Consider the following 18,334-nt stretch of genomic DNA (forward strand, 5'->3'; position numbering starts at 1 on the left):
ATGAAAGTGTATATCGTCACTGGAGCTGGCCAAGGGATCGGGCATCAAATTGCATTGCAATTGATGGCGGAGGGGCATTTAGTGGTCATGAATGACATTGATTCCACTCTTTTATCTGGGCCTTATACTAAGGCCGGTGACGTTAGTTCTTACGAGTTTATCCAAGAGTTAGTGGCCTATGCGCAAACATTACCCGGTGATTTAGCTGGTTGTGTCTGTAATGCGGGGGTGACGACCTTTGGTAGTTTTTGGGATTATAGCCCATCCTCCATGAAATCTTTACTGGATTTAAATATTCAGGGGACTTTTTTCTTGATTCAAGAAGTGGCAAGGGCCATCCGTATAGCGGGTAATCCTGGTTCCATTGTGGTGACATCATCTGTCACCGGTCATCAGGCACATCCAGATTTAGCGGCGTATGGGATGACAAAGGCGGCATTGAATCAGTTAGTCCAAAACTTGGTCATCGACCTCTCTCCTGTTCAAATTCGCATCAATGCGGTTTCACCTGGTGCTACGATGACCGAAAGAACGGAGAAAGATGCGAATTATCTGCAAGAATGGAGTCGACTTACTCCGTTAGGTAAGCCTGCAGATGTTCAAGATATTTCAGAAGCTGTTTGTTTCTTTTTGAGTGACAAGTCGAAGCATATCACAGGTCAAACATTAATCGTGGATGGTGGCTGGACAAGTATAAGTCCCCCACCCAAAGCCTAGGACCAGGCCTTTTCTAAGAAATCAAGCCAGTTTTGGTGGCAGAATTTGACGATGTCTTCGTCAGAAAATCCGCGTTGCAATAATAATTCAGGTAGTTTTTGTAAATCAGCAATGGTTTCAATGTCTGCTGGACATTGTTCTCTACCAAACCCTCCGTCTAAATCAGTCCCTAATCCCACGTGATTTGTGTTACCAGCTAAATCACAAACGTGCACTAAGTGATCTATGAGTGTGTTAAGGGTTACATTTTTATTCAATGGAGTTGATTCTCCTCTCACCCATCCAGGTACCATCATCCACGCATCCATCGGCATTCCAATGACCGCTCCGCGCGAAATAATCTCTTTCAACTGTTCATCGCTGAATTGACGATTGTGATCTACCAAGGTTCGGCAGTTTTGGTGGCTCGCCCAAACCGGACCTTGGTGGTATTCCATCGCCTCCCAAAAACTATCATCGCATAAATGTGTCGCATCCAGAATGATGTGTAGATCCATCATCTTACGCAATAAATCACGACCCTTTACGCCAATACCGCCCGTGGCATTCGTTCCTTGCGCATAACGTCCCGGACCATAATGAGCTGGACCTAAGGCACGTAAACCAGATGCATAGGCTATTTCTACATACTCTAGTGAAACGATAGAATCAGCGCCCTCTAGGCTCAAGATATAGCCAATAGTGTGTTTATCAGACTCCCACAGGGTTAAATGATCGTGTAATTCGGATCTATTTCGAATAGGACGAAGATCTCCTGTTCTCTCTAATGCTTTGTAATAGGCTAATTGGCCTTGCGTTTGTGCCCAGGCTTGTTCGGGACTATTCCAACCGGGTAATGTGGAATCTGGGGCGACATAGCGAGCTATTTGAGTGGCCACAACGATGCCTATATTCCCTTTTCGTAATTCGTCTAAACTTACGGTAGCGTTGCCACGATCAGGTTTATCCGATAAATGCTTCTCCCGATCATTGATTTCCTGAATAGGAGCGCGCAGGTCACGATTCCATTCAAGCGCGTTCATACTTAAATCTAAATGGGCGTCGATTAATAGCATAATCTGCGATTTCTAGCTTTCACTTCCCATAAACCACCATCAATGACTTGAAGATGGGAATGTAGATTAACCGTAGGACAAATATGGTAAGGTATCATTCGGACAATTTCACCAATGGAATATGGCGAATTATCACCTACTTCTACGATTCCATGCTCTTCACTTTGAGACTTTAAAATCCATTCTGGATGATCCAGGAAGCGAACGCGATTATCTATCGGATTTTCAGCCGCCACCGATTTATGACCTAAATCGAGACAAATAGTGGTATCTGTGGGTTTTGAAATGATTCTAGCGATAATCTCTACTCCAAATTCAAAGGTGTTTTCTGGAAATAAGGCCGCATAACCTGCATCGAAAAAGATAAAAGTTCCAGGACTGCAGGTAAATTGGGGATTTTTATGATGCACGAGAAAACTAGGGGTTCCGGATACGACTAATTCTAGATCAGGACGGTTTAAGTGCTCTAGAAGTTCGTAGAATGAGCTGAAATCAGTTTCCACGTGTTTGGCACGGTCTTCGTAAACCTTGTCTCTAATATGGCCATCATAGGCGTGTAAGCCTCGCAACGTGACGTTAGGTAACGCTTGAATATGTTGAATCAAAGCCAAAGCCTTATCGGGTGTAATACCCGTCCGATTCATTCCCATATTAAGGTCAACATATATTCCTGTTGTATGGTCTGCAAAAATGTTGTTCAGTTCAGAAGCGGCAAAGGCATCATCTACGATAGAGGAGAATTTCGTTTTAGGATAATGGGCGACTAATTCCTTAAATCTTTCCAAATTAGGTCCGATCAATTGCATAGAAATAAGCACGTCTGGTGCTTCTGAAAGGGCTAAAAGTTCCGCCTCTGCAATGGTAGCACATTTGAACTTAGTGATACCTGCTGCTAATAGTAAGTCGTTTCCCTCCTTCGTCTTATGTGTTTTGATGTGTGGACGTAATCGATTTGGATTGCCATCTACCATTTCAATGACTTTGGCAATATTACGTTTTACCCGATCAGGATAAACGATTAATCCAGGGCTTTCAAATGTGTCCAAATTTCTCATGAAATCGCACGATCTAGGTGAACATAGCCCCCATCTACATGGATGATCTGTCCAGTGGTATGACTTGATTTAGGCGACATCAAAAATGTGACCATATCCCCTATTTCTTCTTTTGTGGTCATTCGTTGACCTAAAGGTATTTTGCTGGTGATACTGGCTAATTTTTCCTTCGGATTTTCTAAAGTCTCAATCCATTTTTCATACATAGGCGTATAACATTCAGCCACGATGACCGAATTCACTCGAATGTTATAATCACGCAATTCTAGCGCCCATTCTCTCGTTAAGGCATTGCGTCCGCCATTTGAGGCAGCATATCCTGAGGTATTTCCCTGTCCTGTTTCTGCTGTTTTCGACCCGATATTGACGATTGCCCCTTTACTTTTTTTCAAATAAGGTAACACCGCTTGAGCCATCAAAAAATAGTGTGTCAAATTCGCGTTAATGGATTGGATGAACTTTTCGTAATTTCCTGTTTCTAGGCCTACTCCGTCATTTAAACCTGCATTATTGACTAATCCATCAATTTTTCCGAACATCGTAGCCACTTTTTCTACTACTTGATGGCATTCAGAGGGATTGCTTAAATCAGCCACGAAGGAAAACGCTTGTCCGCCAGTCGCTTGAATTTTTTCAATGCAACGCAGATTATCTGCCTCGTTTCTTCCTACAATGGCTACCATGGCAGATTCTAAGGCCAAAGACTCGGAAATTCCTTCTCCTATACCTTTGGCTCCACCAGTCACAATAATCACTTTCTCTCTTAATCCTAAATTCATAGTGTTTCTAATTGATAAAATTCGATAGCGTTCTGATGGTAAATTAGTTCTTTTTCAGACGCGTTCAACCCTTTAAGCGCTTCTTGAAATGAAGCAACCCAGCGTTCTAACGTTGAATTGACTAAAACAACCGGATAATCACTTCCGATCAGTAGTCTCTGTGGACCAAAAACGTCTAAAGCCACCTCCACAATCTCATTTACTTGATCCTGTGTCCAAGACTGATCTGCTGCCTCCGTCACAATCCCTGAAATTTTAGCAGAAACGTGTGATAAATTAGCGAATGCTTGAATTTCCTTCTTCCATTCTTGGATATTCCCTGATTTTAGTGGGGCTTTGGCCAAATGATCTAACACGATTTTTTGCTCATCGCAGGTTTCACAAAAAGCAATGGCCGAAGTAATTTGATGCGGATAAATCAATAAATCATAGCTTAAATCGAAGCTAGCAAGGGTTTTAACACCTCGGAGAAACTCTTTTCTAGCCAGAAAATCAGGGTCTTTTTCCCCTTGAACAATATGTCTGAATCCCTTGATTGATTCAAATTGGGAAAAATAGGCAAGTCTGTCTTCGATATTTGTACTTTGTAAATCCACCCAACCCACAACTCCTTGAATGAATTCGTTTTGTTCGGCAAGTGCCAGGAGAAATAAGGTCTCCTCTTCTGAGGAATCAGCTTGAACAGCTACACAGCCTGTAAAACCTTGGTCTTTGAATAGCGGTTCGCTGTAGTTTGGGTAAAAATCAGCTCGAAGAACGGACATCTCTGGTGTTATCCAGGTATCCCGTTCTTCGTTGTAATTCCAAAAATGTTGATGTGCATCAATCATCCCTGATAGGCTATAGCTGTTTGTTGTTGTTCACCTAAGCCATCCATTCCTAAGGTAACTACGTCTCCTGGCTTTAAATAGATCGGTGGATTGAATCCTAAACCCACACCGTGGGGCGTACCCGTGCTTATTACATCCCCAGGAAGTAAAGTCATAAATTGAGAGATGTAGGAAACCACTTGGGGTACGTTAAAGATTAATTGATTTGTGCTACTCGTTTGGAAACGTTTGCCGTTTACATCTAGCCACATTCCTAATTGATGTACGTCTGCAATTTCTTCTTTTGTCGCTAAATAGGGTCCCAAAGGCGCAAAGGAATCACATCCCTTCCCTTTTGACCAATTTCCACCACGTTCTAATTGATATTCCCGTTCAGATAGATCATTATGCAAACAATAACCCGCCACATAATCGTAGGCATCGGCTTCCGAAACATAGGAGGCCTTTTTACCGATTACAATGGCTAATTCTACTTCCCAATCTGTCTTTGTCGAGTTTTTGGGGATAATGATATCGTCATTGGGCCCAGAAAGGGCTGTCGTGCTCTTGAAGAATAAAATGGGTTCCTTCGGAATTTCAGCGCCCGTTTCTTTGGCATGATCCGCGTAATTTAAGCCTACGCACACTATTTTACTCGGTCTAGCAACACAAGAACCTAATCGTCCGGAAATCATAGGAAAATCAGTAGGATTCAATTTAGCTAATTCTGCTAAGCCATTCTGTTGAAAAAAGGACTCATTAAAATCTGTAAAACGAGATGACACGTCATAATAGGTCCTATCTTGGTATATACAGGGCTTTTCAGCCCCCTCTTTTCCGATTCTTGCTAACTTCATGCTATAGTTTTTTAATAACGTCCCACATCGTATCAGCTAAAAACTGATTACCTGTTTCATTTAAGTGAACACGGTCAGAAGTTAAAATACCTGACGCCTTGTTTTCGATGTTGTTTTTAGACTCATAGTCCATAAAGGCTTTGCGCAAATCGATCAATTGTACGCTATTGTCTTTAGCGATTTTCTTGATGATGGCTGAATAAGCATTTAAGTCCCCATCGTTTTCGTTTGAGTTATCAAACTTCTCTCCGATCACTGTAGGTGTACAGATAACTACTTGAGCATTAGCTTTTTGAATCTTCTTAATTAAAGCATTATAGAATCTTTCAAACTTGTCCGCATCCGTTCCTGTACGTGAACTTGTTTTATGCCAAACATCATTAATGCCGATGTAAATAATGACTATTTGTGGATTCTTAGCGACCACATCTTCTTCGTGGCGTAAGTATAAATCGTAAATTTTATTTCCTCCAATACCGGCTCCGATTAATTCATACTGATTCGAAAGGCCTTGTGCGGTAATCATTTCGGTCATTTTGGTAATATACCCGGTCTTTCCTACTCCCGCTTGAGTGATGGAATCTCCAAAGAAAATAATACGCTTAGGACCGTCTTTCTTGAATGAACTCAAAGAGGTTCCCAAAACTAATAACAGGCAAATCAGTTGTTTGTTCATAGGTTTAGTTGTTTAAATAAATGAATCCACCGTCGATTGGATAATCACACCCTGTGATAAAAGCGGCTTCATCGGAACATAAATATAAGGCTAAATGAGCAATTTCTTGAGGTTTTGCCATTCGACCTATCGGTTGAGTAGCAGACAGTTTTTCAAACATTTCTTTTTGCTGGTCTGGGTAGTTTTTGGCAATAAACCCATCCACAAACGGTGTATGCACTCTTCCTGGTGAAATACAGTTGCAACGGATCCCTTGTTTTACGTAATCTTTCGCCACCGATTGAGTCATCGATTTGATGGCTCCTTTTGTCATCGAATACCCAAAACGATCTGGAATTCCCACCGAGGCTGCCACCGAGGCCATATTTAAAATAACCCCCGACCTCTGTTCTATCATAGCTGGAATAAAAGCATACATACAATGGTAAGCCCCTTTTACGTTGACATCAAAGATGCGTTGGAAGTCCGATGGACTCGTTTTCTCCAAATTTCCAATCTGCGGAATCCCCGCATTATTGACTAAGATATCTATCGTTTTCAACTTTGCAGCAATGGCCTCTACCGCTTCTAGTGAAGTTATATCAGCTTGATGAAAGGTGATTTCATCCGGCATAGGTTCTGCAGATGGCTTTAAATCCAAAACATGCACCTCCGCCCCTTGTGCTAAGAATGTTAGCGCAATGGATTGTCCGATGCCGGAGCATCCGCCGGTGATGAGGACTTTTTTGTTAGTTAGTTTGAACATAATAATCAGTTGTCAGTGGACAGTTATCAGTAGTCCGGAGGGAATGAGTCCGAAGGATGCGCATCTACTATCTATACTCTCTACTCTATAATCTATCATTCACCATTCACCATTTAAAGCGATACCCCTCTCCTCCAGAACATAAAGTCATCCTGTCCTAAATCCATCGCTTTTGTATTAATCTCTCCAGAGGCTAATTGAATGATGTATTCTAATACTTCTTCACCCATTTGCTCTACCGATTTTTCTCCTGAAATAATAGGACCACAATCGATATCGATGATTTCAGGCAACTTCACAGCTAGTTTGGAATTCGTTGATAACTTCACCATTGGGCTGATTGGATTTCCAGTAGGTGTTCCCAAGCCCGTGGTAAATAATTGAATCGTTGCACCAGCACCAGCCATACCAGTTGTGGCTAATACATCATTTCCAGGAGTACAAACAAGGTTTAACCCTTTCTTGGTTACATATTGGCCATAGCCTAACACATCTTCAATAGGTGAAGAACCTGCTTTTTTAGCGGCTCCAGCAGATTTGATCGCATCTGTGATGAGACCATCTTTGATGTTACCTGGAGATGGGTTCATATCAAAACCTGCGCCTACCAAGGCAGCGCGTCTTGCATATTCGCGCATTAAGAAACCGAAATTGTCAGCGATTTCTTCAGTCACTGACCTATTTTGAAGTTCTTGTTCGACACCACATAATTCAGGGAATTCAGCGATCATCACCGTTCCACCTAATCCTACGACTAAGTCTGCGGTATGTCCAATGGCTGGATTAGCGGAGATTCCGGAGAATCCGTCAGATCCACCACATTTAACACCTACGCGTAAAGCCGATAACGGAGCCGGTTTACGGGTTTGTTTGTTGATTTCCACCAGACCCTTAAATGTCTGCAGAATCACTTCATTCAGCATATTCTCTACACCACTCCCATTATCTTGTTGTTGCTCGAAGATGTATAATGGCTTAGAGAAGTTCGGATCTTTCTCTTTCAACTTCTCTTTAAATACTTCAATTTGAGAATGCTGGCAGCCAAGACTCAACACGGTGATACCACCTACGTTCGGATTGAGGCAATAACCCGCTAACAAAGCGCATAGATTTAAGGAATCATCTTTATTTTCGCCGCATCCACTTTCGTGCGTTAAGAATTTGATACCATCTACGTTCGGGAATTGGGATGATTTATGAACTAAAACGGAGGCAGAAGAAGCTGTGTCTATTTCTAGCGCTTTTCCTTCAGCTAGTTGCTTACCTAATTGTTGGACCATTTGAGTGAATGGGTCCATTTTTTGAAAGCCCAAACCATTTAAGAACGCATTCTTTAATAATTCGATATTTCTGTTTTCGCAGAAAACCAAGGGAATAACTAACCAATAGTTTTGAGTTCCCACTTGACCATCCGCGCGGTGATAGCCGTTAAATGCTCTGTTTTGGAATTTTGATACATCAGGTGCCGTCCACTCATACTCTTTTTGTTTTCCGACAAAATCAGTGGCAGCGTGATGTAAATTGAAGGTGTGAATGAGTCCACCTTTGGGAATATCTTGACTAGCAAGTCCTACTAAAACGCCATACATGGTTGCTCTGCCATCTTTTGCAATAGCTTCAGTGGTGAATTTATGCTTAGCTGCAATATCATCTTGAAGCGTAATTTCATTTCCATTATGTTGTATAATCTTTCCTTTAGGAAGATCCTGTAGGGCAACAAGTAAATTGTCTGTCTGGTTAATTTGTAAGAATGTTTGGCTCATTTTGGTAGGCTAAAAATCGTATGGGCAAGTGCCCATTTGGCTCCTGTTGGAGTTCCTGGGATTGTTTTTTGGTAATTTAACATTAAGGTTTCCCAGGCTTGTACGGCTGGGTTAAGGGAATCCATCTCCCCTTTTTGGGCAAAACTAAAGTTATCATTCGCAATAATTTCCATGCAGAGACGATTTTCAAAACGAAAGATTTGCATCGATTTTATGCCAGATGACACGATACTTTCTTCAATTTCAGCAGGAATGGACTCGTGGTATTTCTCATACTCCCTGATTAATTCAGGGTCATCCTTCAAGTCTAGAAATAAGATATATCGTTGCATTAGTTTTTGATTTCATATCCTTTGTAAGCGAAAAATACGATATAAGCGAAACATACTAATGGTACGCTCAATGCGGCTACCGTTCCTATTTTGAATAAAGACGCGGTTAATGGTGGAACAAGTGCCCCACCTACAATGGACATAATGATTAAAGAAGACGCTAATTTAGATCCATCTCCAAGGCCTTTGCAAGACAAGGCGAAAATGGTTGGGAACATAATCGATTGGAAGAAATAAACAGCGATTAAGGCCAATAAAGCAGCTAGTCCACCTCCAAACATCGCAACGGCTACAGAAATCACGGCACCGATTGCATACACACCTAGTACTTTATTGGAGGCTATTCTTCCCATCAAATAAGTCCCTAAGAATCGACCTAGTAAAAACAAGATAAAAGCAAAGGAAGCATGGAAACTGGCGATCTGCGTGGGGCTCATCGTATCTGATATTTGGTAGATTTTATCTACAATCCACAAATTGTCGTTTTTCGCTAAATCCAATTTCAAATCCACAAAATTTCCCCAAAGTGAAACCTGTGCCCCTACATTTAAAAACTGCGCTAATATCCCTAATACCAAATGTTTACGCTTTAATAAACTGGCTATAGTTACTTTGCCTTTTGATTCTTCTGCTGATTGTAATTCAGGCATTTTAGTAAATACAAATAGGATGGCAACTAATGCTACCACAATTCCGATAATTAAATAAGGCATTTGTACAGAAGCGGCTTGGCTTACCCGAATGGCTTCTGCTTCTGCAACAGGAAGCGCCTGAATCATTTCACGCGTGTATTCTTTCTCAGAGAAGATGAATAATCCACCGATGATGGGTCCTAAAATAATACTCATACCATTAAAGGATTGAGCTAAGTTCAATCGGAAATCTCCTTTTTTAGGATCCCCTAATACCGTCACATATAAGTTTGCAGCTGTCTCTAAAAAGGCAATTCCTGAAGCCATTAAGAATAAGGCAGCTAAGAAAAAGCCATAAATACGTACTTCTGCTGCTGGGTAAAATAAAAAAGAACCGGCTGCATATAGGACTAAGCCCATTAGGATTCCTGCTTTATAGCCCATTTTCTTCATCACATAACCGGCAGGTAGTGCCATCGCGAAATAGCCAAAATAAAAGGCAGTCTCCACGATATTGGCTTGCCAACGCTGTAAATCGAGTGCAGTTTGGAATTGTTTAACTAAGGAGCCATTTAAACTGTTAGCTAGTCCCCATAAAAAGAATAAGCTAGTGACTAAGATAAGTGGAATCGTGTACGAGGTAGATTCCGAATTCTTTAATGTAGGTTGATCTTCGTTTAGAGGTAATGCCATGATGAATTATTTTATTTATAAAGCCAAAACACTGCTTAATTTACCGCCTTTTATTTAATTTTATTGCAAACCAAATTGACATAATGAAAAATTACTTTGCCATCCTCCTTACCCTTTGTAGTATTAGCCTTTCAGCGCAGATTAAGTCGCCTCAAGAATTCTTAGGCTACCCTATGGGTTCAAAATTTACCTATCACCATCAGATTGTAGCCTATAGTCGTTATTTGGCCTCTCAAAGTAATGGTTTAGCACAATGGCAAGTGTATGGTCAAACCAGTGAAGGGCGCGAACAAGGCCAAATGCTTATCGCGAATCTACCTACAGGCGTTACGCTAGAGCAAGTGCAGCAAAATCACCAAAAGCGTATTCAAGGTGAAAAAGCGGATTCTTCACTTCCAGTGATTATTAATTTATCTTTTAATGTGCACGGAAATGAAGCGGCCGGAAGCGAGGCGGCTTTGAATACCTTGTATGCTTTGATTTCCAAACCCAATAAATCCATTCCCTATGTCATTTTGATTGATCCTTGCATTAATCCGGATGGTCGTGATGCGTATGTGACGCAATACAATCGCCGGAATTATATCTCAGGCGGAAATCCAGATCCAAATGATCAAGAGCATTATGAGGGAATTACATCAGGACGTTATAATCATTTCTCCTTTGACTTAAACCGGGATTGGGTTTGGCAGACTCAGAAAGAAACGCAACAGCGTTTGAAGTTCTACCGTTCTTGGATGCCCATGATGCATGCGGATTTTCACGAGCAAAGCTTCCAGCATTCGTATTATTTTCCACCGGCAGCGAAGCCTTATTTGAATTTTATTGCTCAGTCAACTAAGGATTTACAAGAAAGCGTAGGTCGATCTTTTTCGAAGTTATTCGATGAAAAGAAATGGCCTTATTTCACTTCTGAAGTGTATGATTTATTGTACCCAGGCTATGGAGACACCTATCCTGTCTTGAATGGTGCTTTAGGAATGACTTTAGAGCAAGGGGGAATTAGAGGGGGATTGATTTCTGCCAAAAGTGACGGCGATACTATTTCCCTTGTGGATCGAGTGAAGCACCATTCGGCTTTGGCACTAAATTTAGTCGAATGGTCTTTAGCAAATGCAGAAAGTTTGAAAGCTTCGTTTTATGGTGTACATGATAAGTCGAGAACGAATCCGACGAATAAGTTTGCCTATTATTTTGTGCCGGAAAAGGAATTAGAAAAAGGACAGGAGTTCATTCAAATATTAGAGAAAAATAATATCACCTATTTGGAAAATATGGGTGTTTTGAAGCCTATTCAAGCATATGATTATTCTATTCAAAAGCAGGTTGCGATATCTGATAAGTTAATTGGATTATTAATTCCTGCCAAACAGCCATCTGCTCCTTTAGTTCAAGCTTTATTGGATCCAACTATCGTCTTAGAAGATTCGTTGACCTATGATATCACTGCATGGAATCTATTTCAATTAAATGGCATAAAGGCCTATGGAGTAAATGAAAATGTTTTTGCGGAGGTGAAAGATCATGAGGGTGAATGGTTATTAAATCGCGATACTACACCACATGTAGCCTATTTTGCAATGCCTAAAGTTCCATCCTTAACTCAAAAAATAATTCAATCGGCCATTCAAATAGGCGCTTTAGTTACTTTTTCAGATGTACAAAATGGAGAAATAATTATTTCATTTTCTAATGTGAAAAATGATGACCGAATTAAGTTTTTTAGTGATATGGAAAAGCTTAATATAGGTTTTAATACGCTTGACTCCTACCGTTCTAAAACAAGCTACGACCTTGGTTCTACCCACTACAAATCCATCTTCATCCCTAAAATTGCCGTAGTAGTCGATCCAGCAAACGACGTAAATCAACAAGGGGAACTAGCCTATTTTTTAACGCAGAAATACGGATTTAAGCCCTCATTCATCCCGTCGACGCAATTATTTAAGTCGAATTTGTTCAATTACACGCACATCATTTATCCTGATGGAAAGCATGCCGCCTTATCGAATACGAATTCAATTCTATTAACTGATTGGGTGAAAAAAGGCGGTAAATTAATCTTGATGGAAGGTGCTCGTAAGATTTTAGATGATAAGGATTTAGTGGCGAAAGAAGATACCGCTAAACACACTTCGACTTATGCGATGCGTGAGAGAGCTGAATTGTCTAATAGCACTTCGGGTAATATGTTGCAAGTGGAAGTGGAAAAGACTCATCCATTAGCCTTTAGAATCAATGAGTCATCGATTTATATCCTAAATCAAGTGAGTGATTTCGTTAAGCTTCCGAAGGATTTTACACCTGTGTTAAAAACTTCATCAAAGCCGAAGATGATGGGTTTTGTAGGGGCTAATAAGAAAGCTCAACTTGCAAATTCCTTACTGTTAGGTGTTAAAGAAGTGGATAAAGGGAAAATCATTTGGTTTGGTTTCAACCCATTATTCCGTGCGATTCCTAATCAAGGTCAAACCATTTTCGAAAACTGCTTCCTTTATACTGAATTCTAATGAAAAGATTCACGCTATTCTTTGCTCTTATAAGCTATTCGCTATTTTCTCAAAAGGTAGCTTTCGTCTACCCTGTTCCTTCTGCAAAGCAATTAGCTTGGTCGGAATTAGAGTATTATGGATTCATCCATTTTAATATGAATACGTTTACAAATGTCGAATGGGGTGAGGGAAAAGAAAGTCCTGCTTCATTCAATCCAAGTGCGTTAGATTGTAATCAATGGGCAAGGATTGCCAAGAAAGCCGGTATGAAAGGATTGATTTTGACAGCTAAACACCATGACGGTTTTGCCCTCTATCCATCTAAATATACTTCACATTCTGTGGCTAAGTCTCCTTGGAAGAATGGTAAGGGAGATGTGGTGAAGGAATTATCGGAAGCGTGTAAAAAATATGGTTTAAAACTAGGGATCTATTTATCCCCTTGGGATCGTTTCCATCCTGCTTATGGAACGGATGATTATAATCAGGTTTATGCCAAAATGCAGCAGGAATTATTGACCAACTACGGCCCTATCTTTGAGTTTTGGTACGATGGCGCTAATGGCGAGGGACCCAATGGAAAGAAGCAAGTTTATGATTGGAATCTATTCCATTCGATGGTAAATAAATACCAGCCTACTGCAGTGCAATTCTCCGACGCTGGTCCGGACATTCGCTGGGTTGGAAATGAAAGGGGTTACGCTTATGACACGATGTGGAGCCCTATTTTACGCGATAAGATCTATCCAGGATGTCCTGATTTTGACAATTATAGAAATGGTCAAGAAAATGGGACGCATTGGGTTTCTCCAGAAGTGGATGTTTCTATTCGTCCAGGATGGTATTATCATCCCGATCAGGACAATAAGGTCAAGACACCTGATTCTTTATTAAAGATTTACGCAGCCTCGGTAGGGCGCAATGCCAATCTTTTATTGAATATTCCGGTGGATACGCGAGGATTAATTCATGAGAATGATTCAGCTTCCTTAATGGGCTTTGCGGCGATTCGCACAAAATCACTTGTTAATCTATTAAAGAAAAATACGAATGATCCACTACTCGATGGAAAGAACTCGACCTTTTGGATGGCATCTCCTAAAAAGAAGGATATTCGCGTTGAATTGAAAAACCCTTTAAGCATAAACAACATCATGCTCCAAGAGCCTATTGCCTTAGGGCAGCGCGTGAGTAGTTTCGAAGTGGAATTGGTCGATGAATTGGGTAATAAGGAAGTAATTAAAGCGGGAACGATCGGTCACAAGCGGATGATTACCTTTAAAGAGCGGAAACTAAAAAGCTTCCAAATTAGATTCACAGGATCTAGAGGTCCTGTTTTAATTTCTAATTTAGAAGCTTATCGGTTTATTTCAACACGTAACGAACCGCTTTTCCAGTAAAGGTAAAGCCGTTTGCTGTTTGCGTGCTATAAACGGAATATTTAACGTCTATTAGGGCAGTTGCACCTAATTCTTTGGCCTTCTCGACCATCTGACGCAAGATTTCTTGCTTTTTGTCCTGGTGGTTACCGCGGTAAAGCATTTTTCCATTTTGGGTTTGCTTGTCCTCTAATGGAACCTCCCCTGACATTTTGATGGTTTCGATGTCCTCATAGCTTTGCTTTGGATGATCATTAAAATACAATACATCAATATCATATTTCACTGGAACTTCAAAGCCCAAGCCATCATGGCGCTCTACGCCTCCATTTTTAAAATCATTCGAATAATACGTAGTAGGTTGGACATGTTTAGAGCATCCTACCACGGATAATACGATAAGAAGTTTACATGCTTTCTGAATCATAGATCAATACTTTATCCCAAAGGTGGGCACAGTTTTTAATGAATTCTAAGTGGATAGGTGCAGTTTGGTAATAATCGTGCCCTTTCTCCTCTTCAAATGTTGTTAATAAGCAATAATCGTATGAACGATCGATTACTGGACGATCTGTTTTAGCCGGTTTCCCTACGCTAAATACATCCACCGTTTCTACGTCAGCTAATGACTGAACGCCTGCTTCAAAAAGCGCGATATCTTCAGCGCTTAACCCTTTTTTTAACCAAAAATTAACAATGTGTACAAACATATTTTATTATTTATTTAATCCTTCTTGTGCGCTAATTTGCGCTAATTTTTTTCCTAATTCTGCAGATGCGCTAGCGAGTGGCAAACGGACCTGAGCACCAAACAAACCTTGATTCTCTAATAATTTCTTCACTCCCACAGGATTCCCTTCTTCGTATAAATACGGGTCGATGGTCAGGAATTTGCCTAATTCTTTTTGGGCTGAACGATAATCCCCTGCCAATGCGTGGTGAATCATCGTCGTAAATTGTTGCGGAAATGCATTCGCAATCACGGACATAACACCTACCCCTCCGATTGAAATAATAGGTACTGCCTGAACATCATCACCTGAGATTAATAAAAAATCATCTGATTTGTGGTAGACAATTTCCATGCATTGTTCAATGATACATGACGCCTCCTTAATCCCAATGATATTCTGGTGTTCTGAAAGCTTTAATACCGTTTCAGCAGACATGTTAATGCCTGTTCTTCCTGGTATATTGTACATAATCACCGGAACTGGACAAGCATCAGCAACTGCTTCATAATGAGCGATTACACCTCTTGCACTCGGCTTATTATAATAGGGACAAACGGATAAAATGGCATCAATACCCTCAAATGACGTTTGTTTGATTTGGTTTATTAATGAATCCGTATTGTTTCCACCTAATCCATAGACGATGGGTAAGTTCTTCGTATTCGCTTCTTGAATGGTAGAAACGATTTGTTTCTTCTCATCTGCCGTAGTAGTGGCAGATTCCCCTGTTGTTCCTTGAACTACTAAATAATCCACGCCTCCGTTGCTCACGTGTTGAATTAATTTCGTTAAGCCATCCCAGTTAATAGAACGATCCTCGTTCATGGGAGTAACTAAAGCTGGCGCAACGCCGTGAAATTTAGGTAATGATTGCATAATTAAGAAAGGAGGGCTATAAACTCGTCCTCCGAGATAATTGGTATGGATAATGAATTCGCTTTTTCTAGTTTAGCAGGCCCCATATTTTCGCCGGCGACTAGGTAATCTAATTTGGCAGAAATACTGGAAACGACTTTTCCGCCGTTAGCGATGATTTTTGCCTTTAAGCCATCTCGATCGAAATGGCTAAATACTCCCGAAATTACGAAAGTTTTGCCGTCCAAAGCCGTTGTTTCTAAAACTATTTCGCATATTTCTTCTGAAAATTGAACTCCGGCTAGTATTAGTCGCTCGATGATTGCCCTATTTTCGGAAGTCGAAAAGTATTCCTGTACACTGAGTGCAATCCGCTCCCCTATCTCTGGAACAGCGATTAAATCTTCTAGGCTAGCCTGCATCAAATTCTCTAGGGAATGAAAATGTAACACTAGTTTCTCCGCAATGGTTGCTCCTACATGTCGAATCCCTAATCCAAATAACACTTGACGGAACGGGATTTGCTTTGATTTTTCTACGCTGGAAAGTATGTTTTGAATCGATTTTGACTGAAATCCCTCTAAACCGATGAATTTCTCTGCATTTAAATCATACAAATCTGCTATGTTTTGAACGATCCCTTTTTCAAATAATAAGTCGACCGTTTCAGTTCCTAGGTTTTCTATGTTCAAGGCTTTGCGTGCGATAAAATGCTCGATTTTCCCTTTTATTTGAGGTGGACAGCCGGTGTCGTTTGGACAATAATGATTTGCTTCGCCTTCTAAACGAATAAGTTCAGTATCGCATGAAGGGCACTGATGTGGAAACGCAAAGGCATTTCCTTCTTTTCTAGCTGAAGTATCGACTCCGGTTATTTTAGGAATGATCTCTCCCCCCTTTTCGATGAATACGGTATCTCCCTCTCGCAAATCGAGGCGTTCCATTTCATTCGCATTGTGAATAGAGGCGCGTTTAATGACGGTGCCTGCTAGGTAAACAGGCTCTAGATTAGCAACTGGAGTCACATTTCCGGTTCTACCTACTTGATACGAAACGGAGTTGATGCGTGTACGTGCGATTTCAGACGGGTATTTGAAGGCAATCGCCCAGCGAGGTGATTTGGCTGTAAAACCTAAACGTTCCTGTTGTCCAAAATCATTGACCTTGATCACAATACCATCCGTATTCAGGGGTAAATCATTTCTTTTCTCTGCCCAATCTTCGATATAGGTTAATACCTCATCAATGGATGCGCAAACACGGTACGTAGGGGAAATACTAAAACCGACTGATTTCAAGTGTTCTAAGGCTTCGGAATGGCTATTGAATGGATTTTCATTACCTAAATAGGAATAGATAAAACATTCCATATCCCTTCTAGCTACCTCTGCTGAATCTTGCATTTTGAAAGTTCCGGAAGCGGCATTTCTAGGATTAGCTAAAGGTTGATCTCCTTTGGCAATCTTCTCCGCATTAATTCGGTCGAAAGAGGTAATGGGCATATAGCCTTCACCCCTAATTTCGTAAGTCGAAGGTAAAATAGTTGAATTGACGCGGGTGGGCAAACTTTTGATGGTCTTTACATTCGCTGTAATATCATCACCCCTCGTTCCATCTCCACGTGTCACCCCTTTTTGTAATACTCCGTTCGAATACCAAAACGACAAGGCTACCCCATCAAATTTCAATTCACATACGTATTCGAATTTCTCTCCTTCTAACCCTTTTTTAACCCGCTCATCAAAATCCCGTAAATCGGTTTCATTGTAGGTATTCCCTAAGGATAACATCGGGAATTGGTGGGTGACGGATTTGAATTCTTTGGTGATGGTGCCGCCTACTTTTTGAGTGGGGCTATCTGAACGAGCAAAAAGTGGATTGGCTTGTTCTAATTGGATTAATTCAGCGAGTAATTGATCGAATGCTTGATCCGAAATGATGCTTTCATTCTGTTGATAATAGGCCTCATTATAGAGATTGATCTTCTCAATGAGTTCATTCATCCGCTGATTTATATCCATAATCGAAATTAAAACTTAATTCAATTGGAATCAAGCGAGAAACAAGGTTTAGGAATATTTTATACCTTTGTTGTATGAGAAATTTGATCATCGCCCCCTCGGTTTTAGCCTGTGATTTTTTGAACATAGGTTCTGAAGTACAAATGTTGAACGAATCTAAAGCTGATTGGATTCACATTGATGTGATGGATGGGGTTTTTGTTCCTAATATCTCTTTTGGTTTTCCGGTATTGGAGGCTATAAATAAAGTGGCAACTAAAGTGCTTGACGTTCATTTAATGATCGAAAAGCCCGAGCAATATATCACGACGTTTGCCAAGGCAGGCGCCAAAGTCATCACCGTTCACTATGAGGCTTGTCCTCACGTACATCGTACGATTCAGCAGATTAAAGACGCCGGTTGCTTAGCGGGTGTGGCCATTAATCCGGGTACTCCAGTGGAAGTTTACCAAGACATCATTGCAGATTTAGATTTAGCCTTGATTATGTCAGTCAATCCTGGTTTTGGAGGTCAAAAATTTATTCCAAATGCGATTAATAAAACGAAGCGTTTAGCTGAAATGGCAGCAAAGGCTGGAAATGCCTCCTTGAAGATTGAAATCGATGGTGGCGTTACGATGGCGAATGCAGCGGATTTATACCAGGCTGGTGCAGATGTGTTAGTGGCAGGAAGTTTCGTTTTTGCGTCTAAAGATCCGAAGGCAACCATTGCTGAATTATTGTCTGTAGCGAATTAATTT

The 18,334-nt window shown here is 40.8% G+C and carries 18 protein-coding genes; 4 read left to right on the forward strand and 14 right to left on the reverse strand.

Features of this window, described 5'->3' with window-relative positions; all coding sequences use genetic code 11:
• Entirely contained in the window at nt 1–717 is a 717-nt protein-coding gene (locus SKC35_RS03440; RefSeq protein WP_377978064.1) for an SDR family NAD(P)-dependent oxidoreductase, read from the forward strand.
• Here the strand turns inward: SKC35_RS03440 and SKC35_RS03445 are convergent.
• From SKC35_RS03445 to fucP, 10 genes are all read right to left on the reverse strand, one after another.
• Complete coding sequence (locus SKC35_RS03445; RefSeq protein WP_377978065.1) at nt 714–1,772, reverse strand: dipeptidase; 1,059 nt, start codon at nt 1,770–1,772, stop codon at nt 714–716. The two genes, SKC35_RS03440 and SKC35_RS03445, sit on opposite strands and share 4 nt — an antisense overlap.
• Nucleotides 1,763–2,827, reverse strand: a complete 1,065-nt coding sequence (locus SKC35_RS03450; protein ID WP_377978066.1) for a D-TA family PLP-dependent enzyme — start codon at nt 2,825–2,827, stop codon at nt 1,763–1,765. The genes SKC35_RS03445 and SKC35_RS03450 overlap by 10 nt, the downstream gene beginning before the upstream one ends.
• Entirely contained in the window at nt 2,824–3,606 is a 783-nt protein-coding gene (locus tag SKC35_RS03455; RefSeq protein WP_377978067.1) for an SDR family oxidoreductase, read from the reverse strand. The genes SKC35_RS03450 and SKC35_RS03455 overlap by 4 nt, the downstream gene beginning before the upstream one ends.
• Nucleotides 3,603–4,436 carry an amidohydrolase family protein gene (locus SKC35_RS03460; protein ID WP_377978068.1) on the reverse strand — a complete coding sequence of 278 codons (834 nt, stop codon included), beginning with the start codon at nt 4,434–4,436 and terminating at the stop codon, nt 3,603–3,605. Before SKC35_RS03460 ends, SKC35_RS03455 begins: the two co-directional genes overlap by 4 nt.
• On the reverse strand, nt 4,433–5,272 hold the full coding sequence (locus SKC35_RS03465; protein ID WP_377978069.1) for a fumarylacetoacetate hydrolase family protein: 840 nt from the start codon (nt 5,270–5,272) through the stop codon (nt 4,433–4,435). Before SKC35_RS03465 ends, SKC35_RS03460 begins: the two co-directional genes overlap by 4 nt.
• 1 nt (nt 5,273) lies before the next feature.
• The gene (locus tag SKC35_RS03470; protein WP_377978070.1) at nt 5,274–5,948 is read right to left on the reverse strand and encodes an SGNH/GDSL hydrolase family protein; all 675 of its coding nucleotides are present in this window, start codon (nt 5,946–5,948) and stop codon (nt 5,274–5,276) included.
• A 4-nt stretch (nt 5,949–5,952) separates the two neighbouring features.
• On the reverse strand, nt 5,953–6,693 hold the full coding sequence (locus SKC35_RS03475) for an SDR family NAD(P)-dependent oxidoreductase (RefSeq protein ID WP_377978071.1): 741 nt from the start codon (nt 6,691–6,693) through the stop codon (nt 5,953–5,955).
• Nucleotides 6,694–6,806: 113 nt separating this feature from the next.
• The gene (locus tag SKC35_RS03480; RefSeq protein WP_377978072.1) at nt 6,807–8,456 is read right to left on the reverse strand and encodes a UxaA family hydrolase; all 1,650 of its coding nucleotides are present in this window, start codon (nt 8,454–8,456) and stop codon (nt 6,807–6,809) included.
• Nucleotides 8,453–8,788: an L-rhamnose mutarotase gene (locus SKC35_RS03485; protein ID WP_377978073.1), complete on the reverse strand. Its 336-nt coding sequence runs from the start codon at nt 8,786–8,788 to the stop codon at nt 8,453–8,455. The genes SKC35_RS03480 and SKC35_RS03485 overlap by 4 nt, the downstream gene beginning before the upstream one ends.
• Nucleotides 8,788–10,113 carry an L-fucose:H+ symporter permease gene (gene fucP / locus SKC35_RS03490; protein WP_377978074.1) on the reverse strand — a complete coding sequence of 442 codons (1,326 nt, stop codon included), beginning with the start codon at nt 10,111–10,113 and terminating at the stop codon, nt 8,788–8,790. The genes SKC35_RS03485 and fucP overlap by 1 nt, the downstream gene beginning before the upstream one ends.
• A gap of 83 nt (nt 10,114–10,196) precedes the next feature.
• On the opposite strand from fucP, the gene SKC35_RS03495 reads away from it, so the two are divergent.
• Nucleotides 10,197–12,623, forward strand: coding sequence for a M14 family zinc carboxypeptidase (locus SKC35_RS03495; protein WP_377978075.1), 2,427 nt, complete (start codon nt 10,197–10,199; stop codon nt 12,621–12,623).
• Nucleotides 12,623–14,005 (forward strand): alpha-L-fucosidase, encoded by a 1,383-nt coding sequence (locus tag SKC35_RS03500; protein WP_377978076.1) that lies wholly within the window; start codon nt 12,623–12,625, stop codon nt 14,003–14,005. Before SKC35_RS03495 ends, SKC35_RS03500 begins: the two co-directional genes overlap by 1 nt.
• On the opposite strand, the gene SKC35_RS03505 is transcribed toward SKC35_RS03500, so the two are convergent.
• The 4 genes from SKC35_RS03505 to ligA are packed head-to-tail and all read right to left on the reverse strand — an operon-like array spanning nt 13,971 to nt 17,594.
• Nucleotides 13,971–14,411: a heavy metal-binding domain-containing protein gene (locus SKC35_RS03505; protein WP_377978077.1), complete on the reverse strand. Its 441-nt coding sequence runs from the start codon at nt 14,409–14,411 to the stop codon at nt 13,971–13,973. The two genes, SKC35_RS03500 and SKC35_RS03505, sit on opposite strands and share 35 nt — an antisense overlap.
• On the reverse strand, nt 14,392–14,694 hold the full coding sequence (locus tag SKC35_RS03510; RefSeq protein WP_130896670.1) for a Dabb family protein: 303 nt from the start codon (nt 14,692–14,694) through the stop codon (nt 14,392–14,394). Before SKC35_RS03510 ends, SKC35_RS03505 begins: the two co-directional genes overlap by 20 nt.
• Nucleotides 14,695–14,700: 6 nt before the next feature.
• A complete protein-coding gene (gene dapA / locus SKC35_RS03515; protein ID WP_377978078.1) occupies nt 14,701–15,594 on the reverse strand; it encodes a 4-hydroxy-tetrahydrodipicolinate synthase in 894 nt (297 codons plus the stop codon).
• Between the two features lie 2 nt (nt 15,595–15,596).
• Nucleotides 15,597–17,594 (reverse strand): NAD-dependent DNA ligase LigA, encoded by a 1,998-nt coding sequence (ligA, locus tag SKC35_RS03520; RefSeq protein WP_377978079.1) that lies wholly within the window; start codon nt 17,592–17,594, stop codon nt 15,597–15,599.
• A 74-nt stretch (nt 17,595–17,668) separates the two neighbouring features.
• Here ligA and rpe point away from each other — a divergent pair, with 74 nt between their 5' ends.
• On the forward strand, nt 17,669–18,331 hold the full coding sequence (gene rpe, locus SKC35_RS03525) for a ribulose-phosphate 3-epimerase (protein ID WP_377978080.1): 663 nt from the start codon (nt 17,669–17,671) through the stop codon (nt 18,329–18,331).
• The last annotated feature ends 3 nt before the right edge of the window (nt 18,332–18,334 follow it).

Source organism: Aquirufa originis (genome assembly GCF_042714495.1).
In the GTDB taxonomy this organism is placed as follows: domain Bacteria; phylum Bacteroidota; class Bacteroidia; order Cytophagales; family Spirosomataceae; genus Aquirufa; species Aquirufa originis.

Coding starts and splice junctions, on each gene's coding strand:
- SKC35_RS03440 (WP_377978064.1), top strand. CDS start 1: ATGAAAGTGTATATCGTCACTGGAGCTGGCCAAGGGATCGGGCATCAA.
- SKC35_RS03445 (WP_377978065.1), bottom strand. CDS start 1,772: ATGCTATTAATCGACGCCCATTTAGATTTAAGTATGAACGCGCTTGAA.
- SKC35_RS03450 (WP_377978066.1), bottom strand. CDS start 2,827: ATGAGAAATTTGGACACATTTGAAAGCCCTGGATTAATCGTTTATCCT.
- SKC35_RS03455 (WP_377978067.1), bottom strand. CDS start 3,606: ATGAATTTAGGATTAAGAGAGAAAGTGATTATTGTGACTGGTGGAGCC.
- SKC35_RS03460 (WP_377978068.1), bottom strand. CDS start 4,436: ATGATTGATGCACATCAACATTTTTGGAATTACAACGAAGAACGGGAT.
- SKC35_RS03465 (WP_377978069.1), bottom strand. CDS start 5,272: ATGAAGTTAGCAAGAATCGGAAAAGAGGGGGCTGAAAAGCCCTGTATA.
- SKC35_RS03470 (WP_377978070.1), bottom strand. CDS start 5,948: ATGAACAAACAACTGATTTGCCTGTTATTAGTTTTGGGAACCTCTTTG.
- SKC35_RS03475 (WP_377978071.1), bottom strand. CDS start 6,693: ATGTTCAAACTAACTAACAAAAAAGTCCTCATCACCGGCGGATGCTCC.
- SKC35_RS03480 (WP_377978072.1), bottom strand. CDS start 8,456: ATGAGCCAAACATTCTTACAAATTAACCAGACAGACAATTTACTTGTT.
- SKC35_RS03485 (WP_377978073.1), bottom strand. CDS start 8,788: ATGCAACGATATATCTTATTTCTAGACTTGAAGGATGACCCTGAATTA.
- fucP (WP_377978074.1), bottom strand. CDS start 10,113: ATGGCATTACCTCTAAACGAAGATCAACCTACATTAAAGAATTCGGAA.
- SKC35_RS03495 (WP_377978075.1), top strand. CDS start 10,197: ATGAAAAATTACTTTGCCATCCTCCTTACCCTTTGTAGTATTAGCCTT.
- SKC35_RS03500 (WP_377978076.1), top strand. CDS start 12,623: ATGAAAAGATTCACGCTATTCTTTGCTCTTATAAGCTATTCGCTATTT.
- SKC35_RS03505 (WP_377978077.1), bottom strand. CDS start 14,411: ATGATTCAGAAAGCATGTAAACTTCTTATCGTATTATCCGTGGTAGGA.
- SKC35_RS03510 (WP_130896670.1), bottom strand. CDS start 14,694: ATGTTTGTACACATTGTTAATTTTTGGTTAAAAAAAGGGTTAAGCGCT.
- dapA (WP_377978078.1), bottom strand. CDS start 15,594: ATGCAATCATTACCTAAATTTCACGGCGTTGCGCCAGCTTTAGTTACT.
- ligA (WP_377978079.1), bottom strand. CDS start 17,594: ATGGATATAAATCAGCGGATGAATGAACTCATTGAGAAGATCAATCTC.
- rpe (WP_377978080.1), top strand. CDS start 17,669: ATGAGAAATTTGATCATCGCCCCCTCGGTTTTAGCCTGTGATTTTTTG.